This is a genomic window from Rhodococcus sp. JS3073 (genome assembly GCF_026810085.1).
Taxonomy (GTDB): Bacteria; Actinomycetota; Actinomycetes; order Mycobacteriales; family Mycobacteriaceae; genus Rhodococcus_F; species Rhodococcus_F wratislaviensis.
Genome location: NZ_CP113951.1, coordinates 365603 through 382901, shown reverse-complemented (window position 1 = coordinate 382901; position 17299 = coordinate 365603). Strand labels below are relative to the sequence as shown.

General features: G+C 64.7%; 13 protein-coding genes and 3 pseudogenes. 6 read left to right on the top strand and 10 right to left on the bottom strand.

The window, feature by feature from the left end:
* Positions 1-126 precede the first annotated feature (126 nt).
* From OYT95_RS01805 to OYT95_RS01790, 4 genes are all read right to left on the bottom strand, one after another.
* Positions 127-249 (bottom strand): hypothetical protein, encoded by a 123-nt coding sequence (locus tag OYT95_RS01805; RefSeq protein ID WP_268790729.1) that lies wholly within the window; start codon positions 247-249, stop codon positions 127-129.
* Between the two features lie 88 nt (positions 250-337).
* On the bottom strand, positions 338-1759 hold the full coding sequence (locus tag OYT95_RS01800) for a WS/DGAT/MGAT family O-acyltransferase (RefSeq protein ID WP_268790728.1): 1422 nt from the start codon (positions 1757-1759) through the stop codon (positions 338-340).
* Positions 1760-2309: 550 nt separating this feature from the next.
* Positions 2310-2939 (bottom strand): hypothetical protein, encoded by a 630-nt coding sequence (locus OYT95_RS01795; RefSeq protein ID WP_268790727.1) that lies wholly within the window; start codon positions 2937-2939, stop codon positions 2310-2312.
* A 588-nt stretch (positions 2940-3527) separates the two neighbouring features.
* Entirely contained in the window at positions 3528-4385 is an 858-nt protein-coding gene (locus OYT95_RS01790) for an amidohydrolase family protein (RefSeq protein WP_268790726.1), read from the bottom strand.
* Between the two features lie 765 nt (positions 4386-5150).
* Between OYT95_RS01790 and OYT95_RS01785 the strand changes: the two genes are divergently transcribed.
* The gene (locus OYT95_RS01785; protein WP_128638783.1) at positions 5151-6038 is read left to right on the top strand and encodes an AurF N-oxygenase family protein; all 888 of its coding nucleotides are present in this window, start codon (positions 5151-5153) and stop codon (positions 6036-6038) included.
* A gap of 16 nt (positions 6039-6054) precedes the next feature.
* Positions 6055-7458 (top strand): FAD-dependent oxidoreductase, encoded by a 1404-nt coding sequence (locus OYT95_RS01780; protein ID WP_268790725.1) that lies wholly within the window; start codon positions 6055-6057, stop codon positions 7456-7458.
* Positions 7459-7579: 121 nt separating this feature from the next.
* Here the strand turns inward: OYT95_RS01780 and OYT95_RS01775 are convergent, their stop codons facing one another.
* The 3 genes from OYT95_RS01775 to OYT95_RS01765 form a co-directional block, all read right to left on the bottom strand.
* Positions 7580-8212: a DUF2267 domain-containing protein gene (locus OYT95_RS01775; RefSeq protein ID WP_037227792.1), complete on the bottom strand. Its 633-nt coding sequence runs from the start codon at positions 8210-8212 to the stop codon at positions 7580-7582.
* Between the two features lie 155 nt (positions 8213-8367).
* Entirely contained in the window at positions 8368-8601 is a 234-nt protein-coding gene (locus tag OYT95_RS01770) for a hypothetical protein (protein WP_268790724.1), read from the bottom strand.
* Between the two features lie 499 nt (positions 8602-9100).
* Positions 9101-9481 carry a hypothetical protein gene (locus tag OYT95_RS01765; protein ID WP_235214446.1) on the bottom strand — a complete coding sequence of 127 codons (381 nt, stop codon included), beginning with the start codon at positions 9479-9481 and terminating at the stop codon, positions 9101-9103.
* 319 nt (positions 9482-9800) lie between these two features.
* Between OYT95_RS01765 and OYT95_RS01760 the strand changes: the two genes are divergently transcribed.
* Both OYT95_RS01760 and OYT95_RS01755 read left to right on the top strand, forming a co-directional pair.
* Positions 9801-11294, top strand: a complete 1494-nt coding sequence (locus OYT95_RS01760; RefSeq protein WP_037227789.1) for an MDR family MFS transporter — start codon at positions 9801-9803, stop codon at positions 11292-11294.
* Positions 11295-11824: 530 nt separating this feature from the next.
* Positions 11825-12526, top strand: a complete 702-nt coding sequence (locus tag OYT95_RS01755; protein WP_268790723.1) for an MspA family porin — start codon at positions 11825-11827, stop codon at positions 12524-12526.
* Between the two features lie 1513 nt (positions 12527-14039).
* Here the strand turns inward: OYT95_RS01755 and OYT95_RS01750 are convergent.
* Positions 14040-14315: pseudogene (locus OYT95_RS01750) on the bottom strand (helix-turn-helix domain-containing protein); the annotation flags it as partial.
* Positions 14316-14317: 2 nt separating this feature from the next.
* Here OYT95_RS01750 and OYT95_RS01745 point away from each other — a divergent pair.
* Positions 14318-14662 (top strand): annotated as a pseudogene (locus tag OYT95_RS01745) (PHA/PHB synthase family protein); the annotation flags it as partial.
* A pseudogene (locus OYT95_RS01740) lies at positions 14662-15137 on the top strand (alpha/beta fold hydrolase); the annotation flags it as partial. The pseudogenes OYT95_RS01745 and OYT95_RS01740, both read left to right, overlap by 1 nt.
* 76 nt (positions 15138-15213) lie before the next feature.
* Here OYT95_RS01740 and OYT95_RS01735 read toward each other — a convergent pair.
* The gene (locus tag OYT95_RS01735; RefSeq protein ID WP_128638779.1) at positions 15214-15858 is read right to left on the bottom strand and encodes an LUD domain-containing protein; all 645 of its coding nucleotides are present in this window, start codon (positions 15856-15858) and stop codon (positions 15214-15216) included.
* 164 nt (positions 15859-16022) lie between these two features.
* A complete protein-coding gene (locus OYT95_RS01730; protein ID WP_268790722.1) occupies positions 16023-17270 on the bottom strand; it encodes an NAD(P)/FAD-dependent oxidoreductase in 1248 nt (415 codons plus the stop codon).
* Positions 17271-17299 lie beyond the last annotated feature (29 nt).

The window sequence follows — 17299 nt, the reverse complement described above, 5'->3', positions numbered from 1 at the left end:
GGGGAGGGGCGGCGGTACGAGCTGCCGCCGATCCGCAGCACCGGCCGGGCAGCGCCGGGCGCGTGCCCGCTGTCCTTCGCCCCGACATGGTCTCGCAGCGTATTCGGGCCACGACCTCGAGGTGTGTCAGCCGTGGGCGTGGAACGGCGCGCCCCGTCCGCGGCTCCGTGGGGTGCGGCGGCGGAGGAGGACGTGGAGGCCGGTGGTGCCGCCGAGCATCATCATGAGCAGAGCCTTGTGGATGTTCACGGGTTTCCTTCCTATCGAGTGCCGATGGTGTGGCGGGTCGGCGGAGAGGGCCGCAATCCGGGGTCTTGATCCCGGCCCCGGGGTGGTGTTACAGGCCGACAACCTGTTCGAGGGCGTGGAGTTCGCCGTCGAGGTGGTCGAGCATCGGGTGCAGGTTCGGGACGGTGCGCCGGCAGCCGGTCAGCCCGAAGACGAGTTGGTCGTCGCTACTGGTGCAGGTGATATTCAGGGCTTGTCCGGTGACCGGGATCGACAGGGGGTACAGGGAGTCGAGGCGGGCGCCGTTCCAGTACAGCGGGGTGTCGGGTCCGGCGACGTTGGAGATCACCAGGTTGAAGGGCGGCCGCTGAGGTCCCCGCCGGCCGAGGAGCATTTCGATGCCGAGGGGGGCGGCACCGAGGGCGCTCATCGCCAGCACTTGGGCGGGGCTCATCGCGCCGAGGGCGTGTTTGCCTTCGCGCATGCAGGTGCGCACGGTGTCGAGGCGGTGAGCGGGGTCGGGCAGGTGGGTGGCGAGGTTGCACATCAGCACCCCGATCCGGTTCCCGCTTGCGGATTCCGCATCGATGCCGCAGCTGGTGGGGCGCAGGGAGACCGGGACCATCGCGATCAGCGGCTCGGCGGGCAGCGCGCCGAGATCGTGAAGGTAGCCGCGCAGAGCTCCGGCGGACATCGCCAGGATGATGTCGTTGACTGTGGCGTCGGCGTGTTTGGCGAGCAGCCGTATCCGTTCGAGCGGCCAGGTGCGAGCGGCGAAGTGCCGGGCACCCCCGATCGAGACGTTGAACATCGTGTGCGGCGCCCGCGTCGACAGCGGTCCGCCCTCGGCGCGTAGGGCGCGGTCCACGGTGCCGGCCAGCGCCGGTGCCAGGCCGGCGACTTCCCCGGCCGCGCCGCGGACTCCGCGCAGGACTCGGCCCGACATACCCCGCAGATTCGTTGGCGACGATGACACTGGCGCCGGACCGGCCACGTCGGTCGCCGTCAGGGGTGCGGTGGGTTGCCAGGGGGCGGGCATGCCCCTTCGGGAAGGGTCCGCACTCATGCTGCGGCGCAACAGGTTCATCGCGGACGCGCCGTCGGCGAGGGCGTGGTGAATCTTGGTGTACACGGCGTAGCGGCCATCGGCGAGGCCTTCGATCAGGTGCATCTCCCACAGCGGGCGGCTGCGATCGAGTGGCGTGCCGTGCAGTCGCGACACCAATGTCATCAGTTCCGGCATGCCACCCGGGCGGGGGAGGGCGTTGCGGTGCACGTGATAGTCGACGTCGACGTCGGTCACGGTCTCCCAACCCCACTGCCCGAGGGTGGTCACCGATCGGCGGGGGCGTCGGCGCAGCAGCGGTGCCACCTCGTCGGAGTCCAGCGCCACCTCGAACAAGGGCCCCATCTCGTCCGTGTCGGTGCCATCCGGTGGGGTGAAGGTCGCCAGGCCGCCGACGTGCATGGGATGCTCCCGCGACTCGCCGAGGAGGAACAGCGAATCGGTCGGTGACATCGGCAGCAGCATGTGAGGTGTCCTTTCCGTTCGTCCGGATCGGTACCTGCACTGCCACTGCGGGTGCTTCCGGGCGTGGGGTTCAGCTCTAGGTAATCGGGTCGTAAGATAACGGTTAGGTGTGGTTCATGTCACAAACCGGCATCCCTGTTCAGTTGTACAGGACGCGCGGACGACCGCGCGAGGCCGAAAGTCCCGGATAGGACAAGTCGGGCAATTCGCCGGTCCGCCGGACGGGGATCGAGGGCGGGGCCGGCGCCACGTTTCGTAGTCGGCGATCAGGCTGTCCGAGCCGGGCGCAGGGTGATCTTTCTCGAGCCGGGAACAGTTGGCCCCAAGCTTCCGCCAACGTCGACCCCGCCGGGGGATTGCGGCCCCCTGTGGATGATCCGTGGGCAAGGTCCATCCCGGCCGCCGCTGCCCTCGAATTCACTTCATCATGTTGTTGGGATTGATCCACAGACAGCTTGTCGTCGCCACTGTCTGTCTCGAATGACGGCCACCCGCTTGCGGCAGTCGCCGAAAGCGGGTGGCAGATTATCCTTCTGGGCGGTTCGACAACTCACGCCATCTCGGGGACGTGTAGATGCGCGATGGCCAGCTCGAACTCGCAAGTATCGAGAACCTCGGCGTTCGCCTCGCGAACTCCTTCGTCCCGGATGCTGTCGATGCGTTCTCTGCTGCGTTCCATCGCCTCGGCGCTGTCGAATGTCAGCGACGACACCCCGCGACCCGCGGCGTGGTCGAGCATCAGGCTGGCGCTGCAGAAGCCGTCGAGTTCCTCCATCTTGGGCAGTGCGGCCATCTTCCACACGTCGACGGCGCGGTCCATGTGGGCCGGCTCGGTCTTGATCCAGGTGACCCGGCAACAGGCCCCGCGATCCGAATGGTGGTCGCGATGCATGACAGCGATGTCCCACCGCGAGACCTCCGTGGTGCCGTGGAAGACCTCGGCTGCGTCGTCACGCAGCTTCAGGACCGGTCCCTCGCTGGCGCGCAGAGATTCCTCGTCTCGCCATGAACTGGTCGCGATGCACCGGCCCGAGCCGCGATCGACCAGCAGGGACATTCCGAGGCAGCCCTCGGTGTCCGCCAGCGCGGGCATTACAGTGTCGCGTACATGCTTGATCCCGGCGTCGATGTACGACGGATGCGCATGAATTGTTGTTGAGCGTGCGAACACGATCGGCACCCTTCTCCTCAGGGCGGCGCCGACGCGGCGTCGCCGGTCATTTCCCCGTGTTTCACACTGCTCCCCCTATCCGCCGGAGGCAATGGGCGGTGGCTGTCGCCGGGTTGGATCTGCAGCTGCGCTTTTCGATCACCGACATGAGATCGTGATCGAGGCGTCGATAGGTGCGCAGCCACACCTGACCCCTTGCTGTGGCACGTTCGCGCACAACCTGCGAACGGGTGGTGATCGTTGCAGATCGTTCTGGGGGCGCAGAGCTTCTCGAGTTGCGTTTCTCGCAGGGTTCTCAATCCGGCTGGCAGTGCCCCGGATGCGACGACGCACCCAGTGCTGGGGAGCGTGTCACCAAGTCCGGCTGCCGGACCTGTCCGTGCAGTCCGGAGGTGTGGTTATTCGAAAGTCGTCTCGAGGGGGAGTGTTGAAATGCTGTCTACCGCCAAGTACGGGCGCAGTCCGATCTCCACATCGTTGTCGGTCGATGACGGGCAGAAGCTGGATGGCCGCCCACTGGGAGCGACCACCCAGCTGTTTCACGCGTGGAGCGCCGGCTACGGACGGTCGCTGCGCGGGCTGGTATTGCTCAGAGTTTCAGTAAGGCCAGTGCGTTGGTGCGTGCGATCTTGATGTGGTCGTTGTTGTTGATTTCGAGTCGGTCGAACCAATCGGCCGCTTCGCGCATGTCCTCGAACGGGTCGTCGGCGGCGAACAGCAGGCGGTCGGCGCCGACTTCCTGGATGGTTTCAGTAGCGCCGGGGTGCGGAAGTTTCCGCTGGTGGTGAGGTAGAAGTTGTTGCGGAGGTAGTGGCCGAACGAGTGCTGGCTGTCGATGCCGCGCGGTGTCACCGCGATGCGGTGGTCGGTTCGCCAGATGTTGAACGGCAGCAGTTCTCCGAGGTGGCCGAGGAGGATGTTCAGGTTGGGGTGCCGATCGAACAGTCCGCTGCCCATCAGGCGGAGTGCGTGGGCTCCGGTTTCGACGGAGAACGCCCATGCGGAACTGTAGAGCCAGGGGTGGCCGTGGTATTGCGGGGTGGTGGATTCGAGGGGGTCACGCGGGTGCAGGTAGACGGGGACGTCGAGTTCGGCGACGGTGGACCAGAATTCGGCGTATCGGGGGTCGTCGAGGTAGACGACGGTGTTTTCGTCGCCGAATTGGGAGAATCCGTTGACGAGGGCGCCGACGAGGCCGAGTTCGGTGACGGCGCGGCGTATTTCGGTGGTGGCTGCGGCGGGGTCCTGCATGGGTAGTGCGGCGAATGAGGCGAATCGGTCCGGGCGGTGGGCGACGTGTTTGGCGGCGTAGTCGTTGAGTTGTTGTGCCCAGTCGACGGCCTGGGCGGCGTCGTGCAGGGACTGGATGCCGGGGGACAGGAGGGAGAGGACGGCCGGGTCGATGTCGCACTCGTCCATCAGGTGCAGGCGGGTGTCGTGGATGTCGAGCAGCATGTCCCGGTAGGCCAGGCGTCGGCGCGGAAGTGGGCGGCGGACTGTTCGACGATGTTGGGGTCGGTGGCCCGAAGTGTTCTTCGAGGGTGATCTTGTGGACCATGTGAACTCCTGGTGACATGCGGAAATGACGGCCGAGAACGGCGGTTCGGGGTGAGGCGTGGACGGATTCGGGCAGCCGCGCGCCTTGGCGCTGCAACTTGTGGCGGACGTGGCGTAGTGACCTCACCGGTCAGGGCTTGCTGGGCGGCGGCGATTCCGGAGGCTTGTCCGGTGGCGAACGCGGTTCCCATCACTCGGAGGGAGGCCGCCCATTAAGCGGGCGCGACCCGCGGTGGCTCGGTCGCTCCGAACTCCCGGCCCATGGCCATCGTGCCGACCAGGATCTGGACGTCGAGCACGATTGCGATTGAGGCGAGCACGTGGCCGGCGTCGACTCGTTCACGAGCTGCAGCGCACGTCGATCCGTGTCGATATCGGCCACGGTTTCCCGGAACAACTGCATGTTACTTGAATTCTCATGAAAAACGCCGAGGCGTTCAAGATCAATTCAATGGATGCTGCAACTCGATCGCCGAATCGGTGGCGAGGTACGCTGCATGTTCTGCGATTGCTGCCGTAACCGACTAACGTGCCGGGCGGAACACAGTCGAGACGGAGCGCAAGGGTGAGTTTGTGCACCCCGGATAAACACATTAGATCTCCGATCGATTCGCGATTCGCGATTCGCGATTCGATTGGAATAGGAAATAGGAGTAAGGAAGGATGACGACTTCCGGAAGGGATGCGATATTCGAGACTCTCTTGGAATCGGCCAAGCGCCTCTCATTCGATCCGCGGGACCCGCTAGTTTGCCAACCTGATTCAGAAGGCGACGAATTTCACGGGATGACACCCGAGTGGTCGCCTCTCTTCGGCACCGCTACGTGGGACTCCATGGCAGAGTCGGAACGCGTCCGCCTCACCAGAAGCGAGGTCGCGCAGTTCTTGGGCGTCGGAATCTGGCTGGAGGTGGGATTGCAGGTGGCATTGCTGCGGGCCAGTCATAGTGCGGACCCCGCCCGCTCGGACGTCAAGTTCCTGTTCAACGAATGCGCCGACGAGAACCTGCATTCGTTGATGTTCGTCAACGTCATCGACAGCATCGGATCGCACTTCTATCGACGCGACCGCTCACTGGACTTTTTCGGATGGCTGTTCAGGACCATCGCGTGGGACGAGGTGGCGTACGGAATCGTACTGGCCGGAGAAGAGATCTTCGACGTCATGCAACGTGACTGGATGGCGAGCGAAGACGTCGCTGCGCCCATCCGCAGGGCATGCTATATCCATGTTATCGAGGAATCCCGGCACATGGCGTACGCGCGTCAGAAAATCCGCACCCGGCTGATCAAGATTTCGCGCGTCCGACGGTTTATCAGCACCCTGGTCATCGCGATTGGAACGCATCTCGTCGCGAAGAGCCTGATCAATCGTCGAATGTACGAGGACCTCGGCCTGGATTGGAAAGTCGTGGGGCCGGAAATCGCCGCAAATGAACACCACCGGATAATGTTCCGCAGGGCCGCAGAACCGTTTATCGAATTCCTGAGCAGAGAAGGGCTGCTGAATTTCGGCGCGCGATGGATCTACCGAAAATCGAATCTTCTCTGAGCAAGCAGGAGTCGTTATGACCCACGTTGTCCTGGGGCATTGCTGTAAGGATGCTTCGTGCGTGCGGGTGTGCCCGCAGAATTGCATTCATCCCGCTCCCGGCGAAGCGGGTTTCGAGTCGGCCGAGACGCTGTTCATCGACCCGCGCTCGTGTATCGATTGCACCGCCTGTGTCGAGGCCTGCCCGGCGTCTGCCATCAAACCCGAGTGGACGTTGACCGTCACCGAACGGCCCTACGCGGCCCGCAACGCAGAGTTCTTCGAGCAAGCTCCCGCCAAGTCCCGGCCCCGGTCGCGACGGATTCGCTTCGAGCAACCGCTGGGGAGGCCGAGCGACAGGCTGAGGATCGCCGTCGTTGGATCCGGGCCGGCGGCGATGTACACCATTCGCGAACTCCTTCGGCGATCGACCTCGGTACGCATCACCGTCTTCGAACAGCACGGCGAGATCGGGGGCCTACTGCACCGGGGCGTCTCCCGGGACCACGTCGGCGTTCGCGATATGATCCGGCTCTTCGACGTGCCCTTCAACGACGATCGCGTCACGATCGTGCACAACACAGAAGTCGGGGTGGATGTCTCGGTCGAAGACCTCCGAAACAGATTCGACGCCATAGTGCTCGCGTGTGGCGCTTCACAGCCCCGGAGACTCGGGCCCACGACTGTGGATCGCGGCGAGGGTATCTATGAGGCCATCGACATTCTGGTGGCCGAGAACTGTGGGGCGTACGGCTTTCGCCCGCGTGGGCCGCTGGGACCGAGATCCCTCGTGATCGGGGCGGGAAACGTCGCCTTCGATGTCATCCGATGGATGGCCAAGACACGCGACCGAGGTGCCGCGGCCCAAGCGGTGACGGAGGTGGTGGTGTTGTCGCGATCGACCCCGGATCGCGCCTCCTTCACGCCGTCGGCGTTCTATGAGCTTCTGGACCTCGAGAACGCCGACGTGCTGATCGACCGCTACGGCCGTCCGCCGGGCGCCGGTGCAGACGCCCCGCTGCTACGTGACATTTCCGCCCTGCCCGCTGCCGATATCTGGGCGGCAGACGGCCCGACCGCCACCGACGAGGGCAGGCTGCGCGTTGTTTTGTCCTTCGGACAGGAGGTGACCGATCTCGGGAAGACAGTGGCCGGCGGTGTCGCCGTCACCACGACGACCGGTCGCACCTTCCTCGCGGACTCCGCGATATGCGCCACCGGATTCACGACGAAGCAGATAGATGGCATCCCCGTGGACGAGCGGGGGGTCGTGCCCAACCGCCGAGGACGAGTGATCTCGCTCGAGACGGGCGAATCGCTCGACGGACTGTATGTGGTCGGCTGGGCGAAACGAGGCGCCTCCGGCGGCGTCGGCGACAACCGTAGCTGCGCCACGGGAACCGTGACGGAACTCGCCGCAGACCTGCACTCGCGGGTGTGACGCCCGGTTGGGCCGGGTAGCCCACACGGCACGAATAGGTCCACGGGTCACGCTCGGGTCCTGCTCACGGGGCTCGGCAGCGCGGCGTCCGGTTCTCGGGGTCAGCCGGAAACAGGCCGGGCTATCGCTTGGCCGTGCCCGCCACCATCAGGATTCGGTGCGCTTCCTGAGCTGCCTTTGCCGCCCGGCTACGTGGCGGTTCCTCTGTCGGGAGTTCTTCGAGGCCGTGGGCCAGTGCCGAAACCGCGTCGGTCAGCGCCTGCACCCTGTCCTCCATGGCGTTCAGTCGGCGATGCTCGGCGGAGGCTCGCGGCGCGGCGGCAGGGGTGGGGGTTTCGCTCGCGAGTTCGCCGCGGAGCCCGCTCGGCATCTGTGCGAACACATGGTCGAGTTGCCCGGGCGAGAACAGCGCACTCAGCCCGGCGGAGATTGCACTGGCGGTGGCGGGGACGTCGGCTGGGCTGATGCCGCCTTCGTATGCGAACAGGGTGGTGAACCCGGTGGTGTCGTAACGGATGGGCACCTTGCTCGGTACCCAGCCCTCGAAATAGACTCCGCGCAGGAACTCGGGCAGCTGGGCGGCGAGATGCACTGCGCTGTCCACGGTGAGCCGGTCGCGAACCAGATGTAGCCATGCCCGCAGCACCCGGTAGGTGTAGTTGCGGTCTTCGGTCCCGAGCCGCTCGGCGACAACCTTCAGCCACTCATGTGCGGTGTGCTGGGCGTGCGCGAGAGGGTCGTTGTGGTGTGTCATGAGGTCCTCCTACAATGTCGTGCCTGTCTCCATGATCGTCCGCCCCGATGGCCGCCAACAGGGGCGACTGACCTTCAATGCGGGGCAGATCCGGCTTCGATCGCGTCGGGTGACGGTGAGCAGCCGTTGGACTCCCGAATAGCCGGTGTTCGCTGTTATTCCTTGATCACGCCGAGCAGGACCAGCCGGGCGACCTTGTGGCGCAGCCCAGCGCTGACGGCGGCGTCCACCACGGCATCGATGTCCTTGGGCCCTATGGGTGCGGTCGGGGAAGGTGTGCGCGGGACGTTATTCGACTCTGCCCGTGGGATAGGCGTCGGGACGTTGAGGTCGAGCGTGGAGCCGGGCAACTGTGCGGGGCTGTAGTTGTGTGGCCGCTCTACCGGCACTGTGGGCCTCCACGGCGGGGGCACATGTTCGTGGCCCCGAAGACGTAGCTGTCTTTGTCGGTCACACGCTCCCACTCGAAATCGACGGGCTCGCCGAGGATCGTCTCGCGGAAGCCGCTGCTGAGCAGAAACGGATTTGCCGGATCTGGCCTTGGGGCGCTTGTCGGACCACAGGTGGCTGCGGGGGCCCACGGCTCGGATACTTCGCGAGGGTTGCTTTGTGGGATCTTGACAAGAAGTCGCGGTGACTGGCATTCGGCCGTTTGTGCAACACCAATCGGTGGGACACCATTGAATCCGTGATTGTCGTTCTGACTGAACGTGTTTGACACACTCTTGAATGAGAATCCTGTCGACGTGGTGATGCCCTACGGCCCCGACTGGCCTACGCTGTTCACCACATTGCGATCCCTGATCGATCCCACTAGTTGCCGTACCACCACCTGTACGTGGTCGTAATCGGCAGCAAGCCCTATCGCGATACCGTCGATCTGCGTGACTATCTCAGATGTCGGATCGTCTTGTTCCTGAGCTGTCGGTTGTTCTTAGGTTCCCGCGCCGACTTCTGGTCTTCGATCTGCCGGATCAACTCATGCTTCGCTGCGCCGAGAGCCTGAACCAGGTGCGGATCGGTGGCGGCTGCCACTAATGGCGGAAGGCCGGGGAGCGTCGTGCGTAACGTGACTCGCTGTTCCTTGCCGCCCCGGTCTTTCACCGAGATTTCCACATCCACATCGCTGGGGTCCCAACGCCCCAGGTGCGGCGCGAGCGCCGACAACACTTCCAGCACGTGCGACCGGTCCTGCTCTTTGAAGCCCGCGCCCATGTGGAGCGTGTGCTCGTCGAGGACGTCTCGTCGCTTGTTATCGGATGTACTCACCGTGGCCTCATCTCTGGAGTCTCACCTCGACGGTAGCCCCTTTCCGCGGATAGTCGTTCGAGGTCGTGCTGAGTCCGACGTGCGACCGGAGCAACCCGCAAATCCGGTTTCGCGTGTGCCCGCTCGGAGTCGTGATCAGGGCGCTGAGGAACCCACCGGTCTCACCTGCCGCTGAGCTGGGTGGCCGGTGCCCCGCGTCGCCCGAATTGAGCACGGAAAACAATTGGCGGCAGAACCCCGGTGGTAGGTAGATTCGGTGGCTGCCCTGCCCCGTCATTCGCCGGGATGTCCGCAGTTCCCACCATCCGAAAGGTTCACCGTGACCGAACCCGCTGGCCTCGTGAACGACGAGGAAAGAGCCGACGATCGAATCGAACGCCGACACCTGCAGGTGATCGGTGTCCTGTTGGTTGCCAGCTTTGTGGTGATCCTCAACGAGACGGTGATGAGCATCGCCATCCCGGTCCTCCAGGTCGAATTGGGCGTTCATCCCAGCGTGGGGCAGTGGCTGACGACAGCGTTCATGCTCACGATGGCGGTGATCATCCCGCTCACCGGCTATCTCATCCAGCGCATCCCGACGCGCACTCTGTTCGTGCTCGCCATGTCGCTGTTCACTGCGGGAACGCTGATCGCTTTCGCGGCACCAGGCTTCGGTGTGCTGCTGTTCGCCCGAGTCGTGCAGGCATCCGGGACAGCCCTGATGCTGCCGCTGCTGATGACGACGATCATGACGCTGGTGCCGCCCGCCCGTCGCGGTGCGATGATGGGCAACATCTCCATTGTGATCGCGGTTGCGCCTGCTCTCGGCCCCACCCTGTCCGGTTTCATCCTCGACCACTTCGGGTGGCGTTGGATCTTCGGATTCGTTGCCCCCATCGCGCTGGTCACGTTGGTCCTCGGCGCACGATTCGTTGTTTCGGTGTCCGAGACGACGAAGGCCGGCGTTGACATTCTATCGATCCCCCTGGCGGTACTCGGGTTCGGTGGCCTGGTGTACGGCCTGGTGAGCATCGGTGAATCGGCCCAGGACTCCGCGACGATCCCGGTGGTGGTGCCGTTCCTCATCGGTGCGGTGGCGTTGTCCGGGTTCCTCGGCCGACAGTTCCGGCTGCAACGCGAGGACCGCGCCCTGCTGGACCTGCGCGTGTTCGGATACCGCCAGTTCAGCATCTCTGTGGTCGCGATGCTGGTCGGCATGGCAACGATGATGGGCACCTTCATCATCGTTCCCTACTTCGCGCAGTCGGTGATTTACCTCGATCCGTTCGAGACCGGTCTCATCACGCTGCCCGGCGGCCTTCTGATGGGTCTGGCGGGACCGATCGTGGGCCGCGTCTACGACCGGCGCGGTCCTCTCGTGCTGGTCATCCCCGGCTCGATCCTCGTCAGCGCCGGAGTGTGGATGCTGACGACGGTGAACACGTCCACCTCATTGTGGTGGCTCCTGTTGTCGAATATGGCGCTGTGCCTCGGCCTGTCGGCGACCTTTACGCCGTTGATGACATCGGGATTGGGATCGGTGGCCGCTCACCTGTATGCGCACGGCTCCGCAGTGGTGGGCACGTTCCAGCAGGTGGCCGGTGCTGCCGGTACGGCACTGTTCGTCACCGTGATGACGGTTGTCGCCTCACGATCCGGTCACCCTCACGATTCACCGGAGGCCATTGCCGAGGGAGTGCGAATGGTCTTTCTTGTTGCCGGGATCCTCTCATTCGTGCTGATCGCGGCATGCGCCTTCGTGCGCAAACCGGCGAATCCGGTAGACCACGCACACACTGCATCCGTGGATGCGCCCGCTCAGGGGATTTGAACGGAGGCGCGTGTCATCCACGCTGACCTTTCGGGGCCACGGCGGTGGTCGACATCTTCCCGGTGGAGCGGCGGTCCTCAGCCGGCTACCGGTCGAGACCAGGTGCGTACCGCAGGGTCTCGACATACGGGACCCCGCCGGGCTGCTGGTGTCAGTTCGGCACTGACGTCAGCGAGGCGGGGTCGAGGTGTCGCATCGTGATGGGTCGACATCGGTTGCCGCGACACTTTCTCAGCGTAGGGGTCGCCCACAATCGTCGGAGAGAAAGTGACCGGGAAGTCTGGGTGAACGTTCTCGGGGGCCTCGGTGGCGAACTCCCGGTCCACGCTGGTCTGACCTGCTCCGCACGCCCCGCCACTGTCGACCGCTCTCGCCCGCCAGATCGTGCCACGAACTGCCAGGTCAGCGGGGGCGGACCACACGAAACGCTTGTGAACTTCTGAACAACACGAGGACGTCGGGGGGCCCGAATGGTTAGGCTCTGCATGCTTTTTCGTATCGGTTGCAGTACGTACTGAATGGGGATCGGCATGACGAACATCAGCACAGCTCGACCCGGACGCAAATCCTTCACCCGCATGGCGGCGGTAGCGGGCATTGCCGTGCTCGCCGTGGTCATGGGTAATGGCACCGCCTCGGCCGGTGTCGACAACTCCAGTTCCGTCATCGACGGGGACGGCAATCGCATCGAGGTCTTGCAGGGCGACACGCAGTATCAGGTCGTTCCGCCGCTCGACGGCGTACCGACCAGCGTCGAGTTCTTCCACAACGGATACGCCGGTGTGAACATCAGCGGTCCCGATGCGGCGGAGTTCGAGGGGACGCAGCTCACCGTCGGATATCAGATCGGCTACCCGGTTGCGCTGGCAGGTGCGACCATCGTCCTCAATTCGCCCGGCCTCGGGTTCGCGATCGGGTCGGACACCGGAATCGACCTGGGGCTCGTCCCCGACTTCACGCTGGATCTGAGCGCGGGGACCAACGCGGAGTTGGCGGGTGACATCATCCCGTCGCAAGAGCTGGACATCGACCTGGAGCCGGGCGGTATCACCACGGTCCCGCTGCTCGAGGGCCAGGAGTTCGACGGACCCGAGGCGCTGGTGCGGATGCAGGGCGTTCACGGGTCCATTTCCGGCGCGATCGGACCGGTCACCATCCGGCCGTACGCGATGGCCGTGACGGCCAACGGTGACACCGTCATGACCTACGGTGTGCCGCAGAAGCTCAACTGAGCAAGAACCCGAACAGGTTTCGGTTGGGGTGCCGCCGGGTCGTTACCAGGATCGCGACCCGCGGCGCCCCGTTCCACCGGAGCAGCCGACAACATCGTCGACCTCCCGGCCGGATTCTCATCCTTCACATGTTTGACGAGCAGATCGAGGACCTTGGGAACGCGGGCAGTCCACCACGCCACACCGAAAGGCAGTGCGTTCTCCGTCAGCTGAGTAGGGCCCTACCGTGTGTGGTGATACATAATGGTGACCCGGCGACTCGCCGGCCGTTTCGGAAGTCGTATCTCGCGGGGGAGTACGTTCTGCTATGCGACCCGGCGGACCGGGGGTCTCGCGGATCGCCGAGCTCGCGACCATTTTCGACAAGGATTGACGGAGAGCTGCAGGGCTGGTTCACCGCATGCGAACAGATCGCGTGCGGAGGCGAACCACAAGGTCGGTAGGCTCATGGTGTCGGCAGATGCATTCAACACGGATCGGATTGGCCGACGCTGCCCCGACCGGACTGCGGTCATTGCCCTTGTCGCACCCCATGGTCGACCCCGGCCACGGGGTGAACCGCAACCGAGGTCTTGCCGTCACGTCCAGAACAAGGCGCGCCAGCCATTAGCGACGTCGCCCGTCCACCCGTATGCCTCCAGATTGAGGCGGCATCGCTTCGTTACTTTATCGCCGGCGGGCACCAGGATGTCGACTATCGACATCCGGTTACCGCCTATACGACTGATGTTCACTTTGCGGCAGATCGCTGACCGGCGTGCGGAGTTCGGCAAGCGACGGCGGTGCGTGCCGGTCGGCCTCCGATGTTCGGGGAGTCCTCGCCTCGCTTCGTGGCCGAGCAACGTGCGAGTCCTTCGGCATCAGATCGGGGTTCCGAGGCGATCGTGCCGCCACCGGCGGCGACGAGTTTGCCCGCCAGCGCCGAATACCGGAACTGGATACCGCACCGGACGGAACTCGGCTGATGCGTACGTCGCCCGAGAAGGGGAGAGGCGGCGCCGCAAACGATACCGGACAGTCTGCTGCGTCTGGTGAGTGCCGCACTCGAACCGCCCTTTGGCTGCATTTCGCTGTTCGGGAGATGTGTGTCGACGTTTCATCCACGCCTTGGCTACGGTTAGTGGAAAGATTGCGGTAAGGGTGCTTCTACAACTCGCTGAGACCCTTGGAGGAAGCATGCGCATATCTCAAACGGCGGCCAGTGCGGTCGGCGTCATGCGGCTTGCGTTCGATGCGGGCGTCGCCCTGGTCTCCATCGTTGTTGCAGTGCCGGTCGCATTGGCAATAGGCCGAGGGAGGGTGTTAGTGCGCGGGGCCCGTGGCGACATCGCGGCGACGAGTGTCCCGGCAGAAGAGCACGTTCATGACCTGGGAACGATCGTGGAAGTGCGGTAACCGGCAAGGCACTGGTGGACAGGGCGACCTGATCGAGATCGACATCGCGATGTCGACGTGACCGACGTTCGGATCTGGCTAGCGGGGATGCTGCCGCGGAGGAAGCCGACGGCACCATTTATATTGTGCCCGAGTCTTGTTCGCTCGGTGCGAGCACTGCGGCACCGAACCAGTGGCAGGTCAGCAAGGCGATCTCGACATCCAGGCGGTCCCCGGTGAGGGGGTGGCCGCGGCGTTCGAACGCGCGCTGGACCCGGTACTTCACCGAGTTGAAGTGCAGGTGGAGTTCCTCGGCGGCGGACTTGTAGCTGGAACCGTGTCCAAGGAAGGTGCGCAGCGTCTCGCGGAGCCGCGCATCGTTCTCGGTGTCCGCTGCGAGAGGTCCGAGTGTCTCGTGCCGTGTTGGACCAGAGCCGAGCCGGCTTCCCCGCCGCCGCCCTCGACCGGACCACCGCCCAGGCCGCTGTCCGAGTCTCCGCGGCCCGCGGGTACCTCGACGGCCGCTCACTGGCCGAGGTGTTCGCCTGGCTACGCCCGACCGACCTGATCTGGCGGTACTGAGTCAACAACTACATCCAGTGCTCTTCTGGAACGCCGACACCACCCGGATGGCCGCCACACTCCACAAGGACATGGTGCAGATGGGACTGAGCAACGCGCTGACCACCCCGGGCGCAGTGCGCATGCTCGGCACCCCCGTCGACCTGACCAAAATCACCGTGGACACCTACGTGATCGTCGCCTTCCAGAATCCGCGCCGGTGCCGGCGACTGGTCCTCGTAGCCACCGCAACCGGGGTCCTCATGATGCCCGCCCGGCCGACGGTCCTGACGAAGATGCTCACCCCCGCCGGTTCGTCGACCGCGACTATCTGGCCTCGATCGCCGCGACCATCTACGGCGGCAGCACGGATTTCGGCAACGCCGACATCACCCAGATCATCGGGCATCAATTGGCCGCCGGATCCCGCCGCGGCTACCTGTACCAACTCCTCGCCGGGTCCGTGTGGGCGTGCCTGTTCGCCCTCCCGGCGATCCGCCAGCCCACCCTCATCGTCGCCGGCACCGATGACCCGATCATTCCGATCATCAACGCCCACATCATGGCCCGGCTGCTGCCGCACGCCACCCTCCACGCACACCCCGGCGGCCACGTCGACCTGCTCACCAACGCGTCCACACTCAGCCCGATCATCGAGGACTTCCTCGCGACCTAATGCGTTCGGCCGCTCGCGGCGCAGGGGGCTGCGCATCGACGGTTGGTTGGCCGGCCGTCGCCGGGGTCGAATGCGCTCAGAATCCGATGGCTTCGCGGATGAGAACGACGGTTCCGCGGCCGGGGACCAGTTCGCGTCCGTTGATCAGGATTTTCGAGATCGTGCTGCGGACGCCGTAGGCATGCTGGGCGCGGACATCTTCTTTGGGATAGGAATAGGTCTCGATGCGGTGCAGTGCTGTGGCCAGATCGGGCACCACCTTTTGGGCTCCGACCACCCATACGGCCTGTGTGGCGCCGGATGCGTAGGGGGCGAGTTGGCTGCCGCTCGCCGATGCGGTCACGAGCTTTCCGTCTTCGGTGACGGCGTGGACGCTCCCGATCACCACTTCGGGTGCCGAGCGGGTGACGCGTACGTCGTCATGTCGTGCGCTCAGGTCCCAGTCGGACTGCTCGGCGCGCAGGCTGCGGAACGTGCCGGAGGAGTTGATGGTTTCCGCCAGGCCGGAGAGTCGGAGCGTCTCGCTGGTCGAGGTGAAGATTGTCTTGTCGGTCGGGAGCAGGTCGGTGACGAGGGTGTGCGCCTCTTCGACGGTGTCGACGATGTGCGCGGTGAACCCATTGCGGCGCAGACTTTCCGCGGCCCTCTCCACCTGATCGGGGGCGGCGGGGGTGGCGAACGACTCGTCCACTGCGAGTTCGACGATCGGATTGTCGGTCATGATGTGAAACCTTTCAATTGGCGACTGTCTGCGGATCGGCAGGCAGGCGGCAGCGAAGAGCGGGGTTCGTGCCCCTCTGCATCCGGCGCGCGTAGTCACACAATTCTCCCGCTATTGATCTCGCCGGGTTTCTGATTGCCGAACGACAGCGTCCGCGTCCGTCGTCAGATGCGTCCTGCGAACTGGAAGGGAAGCATCGATTCCGGGATGTGACGGGTGGTGACCATTTCGGCGATCCCCTCAGCTGTGGCAGGTGCCAGGGTGACACCCAACATGCCGTGGCCGGCGGCAATGTAGAGACCGCGGTGACCGGGCGCTGGGCCGATGAACGGCAGGCTGTCCGGTGTCGCGGGCCGTAGTCCGGCTCTGCCGGAGCGAATGTCGACATCTGCGTCCGGGGACCATCCTGCCAAGTAGGGATGCACCTGGTTCAGGAGGAGTCGGATCCGTCGCTCGGGGACGCGTTCGTCGCGGGCAGGTAGTTCGAAGGCGCCGGCGATGCGTACCGCGTCGTGGTAGGGGCTCAGTCCCAGCTTGGGCTCCATCAGGTACAGCGCATGGCGTGGGGAGCTACCGGCACCCCGGACGTCGATCGAGTACCCCTTGGCTCCGATGATCGGCAACCGGAAACCGAGGGGCGTGAGAAGCGCGTTCGTCGCGGCACCGAGCGTTACGACCACGGCGTCGACGTCCAATGAGTGGTCCGGCATTCGTATCGACCACCTCGCACCTATGGGAGTGACGGCCTGCACGGCTGTGTCCTGGAGTACGGTGACGCCCATTTCACTGACCCGCTTGTGCAGACCTTGGAGCAGGGATTCCGGGTGGACGTGCCGGTCGATCGAGGTGTGGGCGGCAACCTGTACCCCGGGTCCCACGGCAGTGTCGCGTCGACGTGCTTCGTCACCGGACAGATATTCGACGCTGCCAGGGAAGCCCATCGGGAGCAGGTGGTCGAACAGCTGGGTGAACCATTCCAGGCCGTCGGCGGATTGTGCCAGTGCGAGCAACCCGGCCGAGTGCATCTCGAAATCGACACCGTCATCGCGCATCTCGTCGAACAGATCGAGTGTGTGGGTGTTCAGTTGCAGCAGTGCCCGGACTCCGCTCTCGTATGCCGAGGGTCGGGACGCGCGGGCGAACTTCCACAGCCAACGGATCCAGTCGGTGTCCAGCCGCGGCCGGATGGACAAGGCGCCATTGGGGTCGAAGGCGTGTTTGAGTCCGAGTCCGACGACACCGGGTGAGGCGAGGGGTGTCGACAGGGACGGGGTGATCCAACCGGCATTGACGCCGGAAGCCGACTGGCCGATCGAACCGCGTTCGATGACCGTGACGTCTTCGCCGCGACGGCGAAGGCTCCACGCTGTACTCATCCCCACAACCCCGCCGCCGATCACTGCAACAGTCACCTCGGTCTCCTCTCTGTTGATTCGGTGAA

Coding starts and splice junctions, on each gene's coding strand:
- OYT95_RS01785 (WP_128638783.1), top strand. CDS start 5,151: ATGACGACTTCCGGAAGGGATGCGATATTCGAGACTCTCTTGGAATCG.
- OYT95_RS01755 (WP_268790723.1), top strand. CDS start 11,825: ATGACGAACATCAGCACAGCTCGACCCGGACGCAAATCCTTCACCCGC.
- OYT95_RS01790 (WP_268790726.1), bottom strand. CDS start 4,385: ATGCTGCTCGACATCCACGACACCCGCCTGCACCTGATGGACGAGTGC.
- OYT95_RS01780 (WP_268790725.1), top strand. CDS start 6,055: ATGACCCACGTTGTCCTGGGGCATTGCTGTAAGGATGCTTCGTGCGTG.
- OYT95_RS01775 (WP_037227792.1), bottom strand. CDS start 8,212: ATGACACACCACAACGACCCTCTCGCGCACGCCCAGCACACCGCACAT.
- OYT95_RS01735 (WP_128638779.1), bottom strand. CDS start 15,858: ATGACCGACAATCCGATCGTCGAACTCGCAGTGGACGAGTCGTTCGCC.
- OYT95_RS01800 (WP_268790728.1), bottom strand. CDS start 1,759: ATGCTGCTGCCGATGTCACCGACCGATTCGCTGTTCCTCCTCGGCGAG.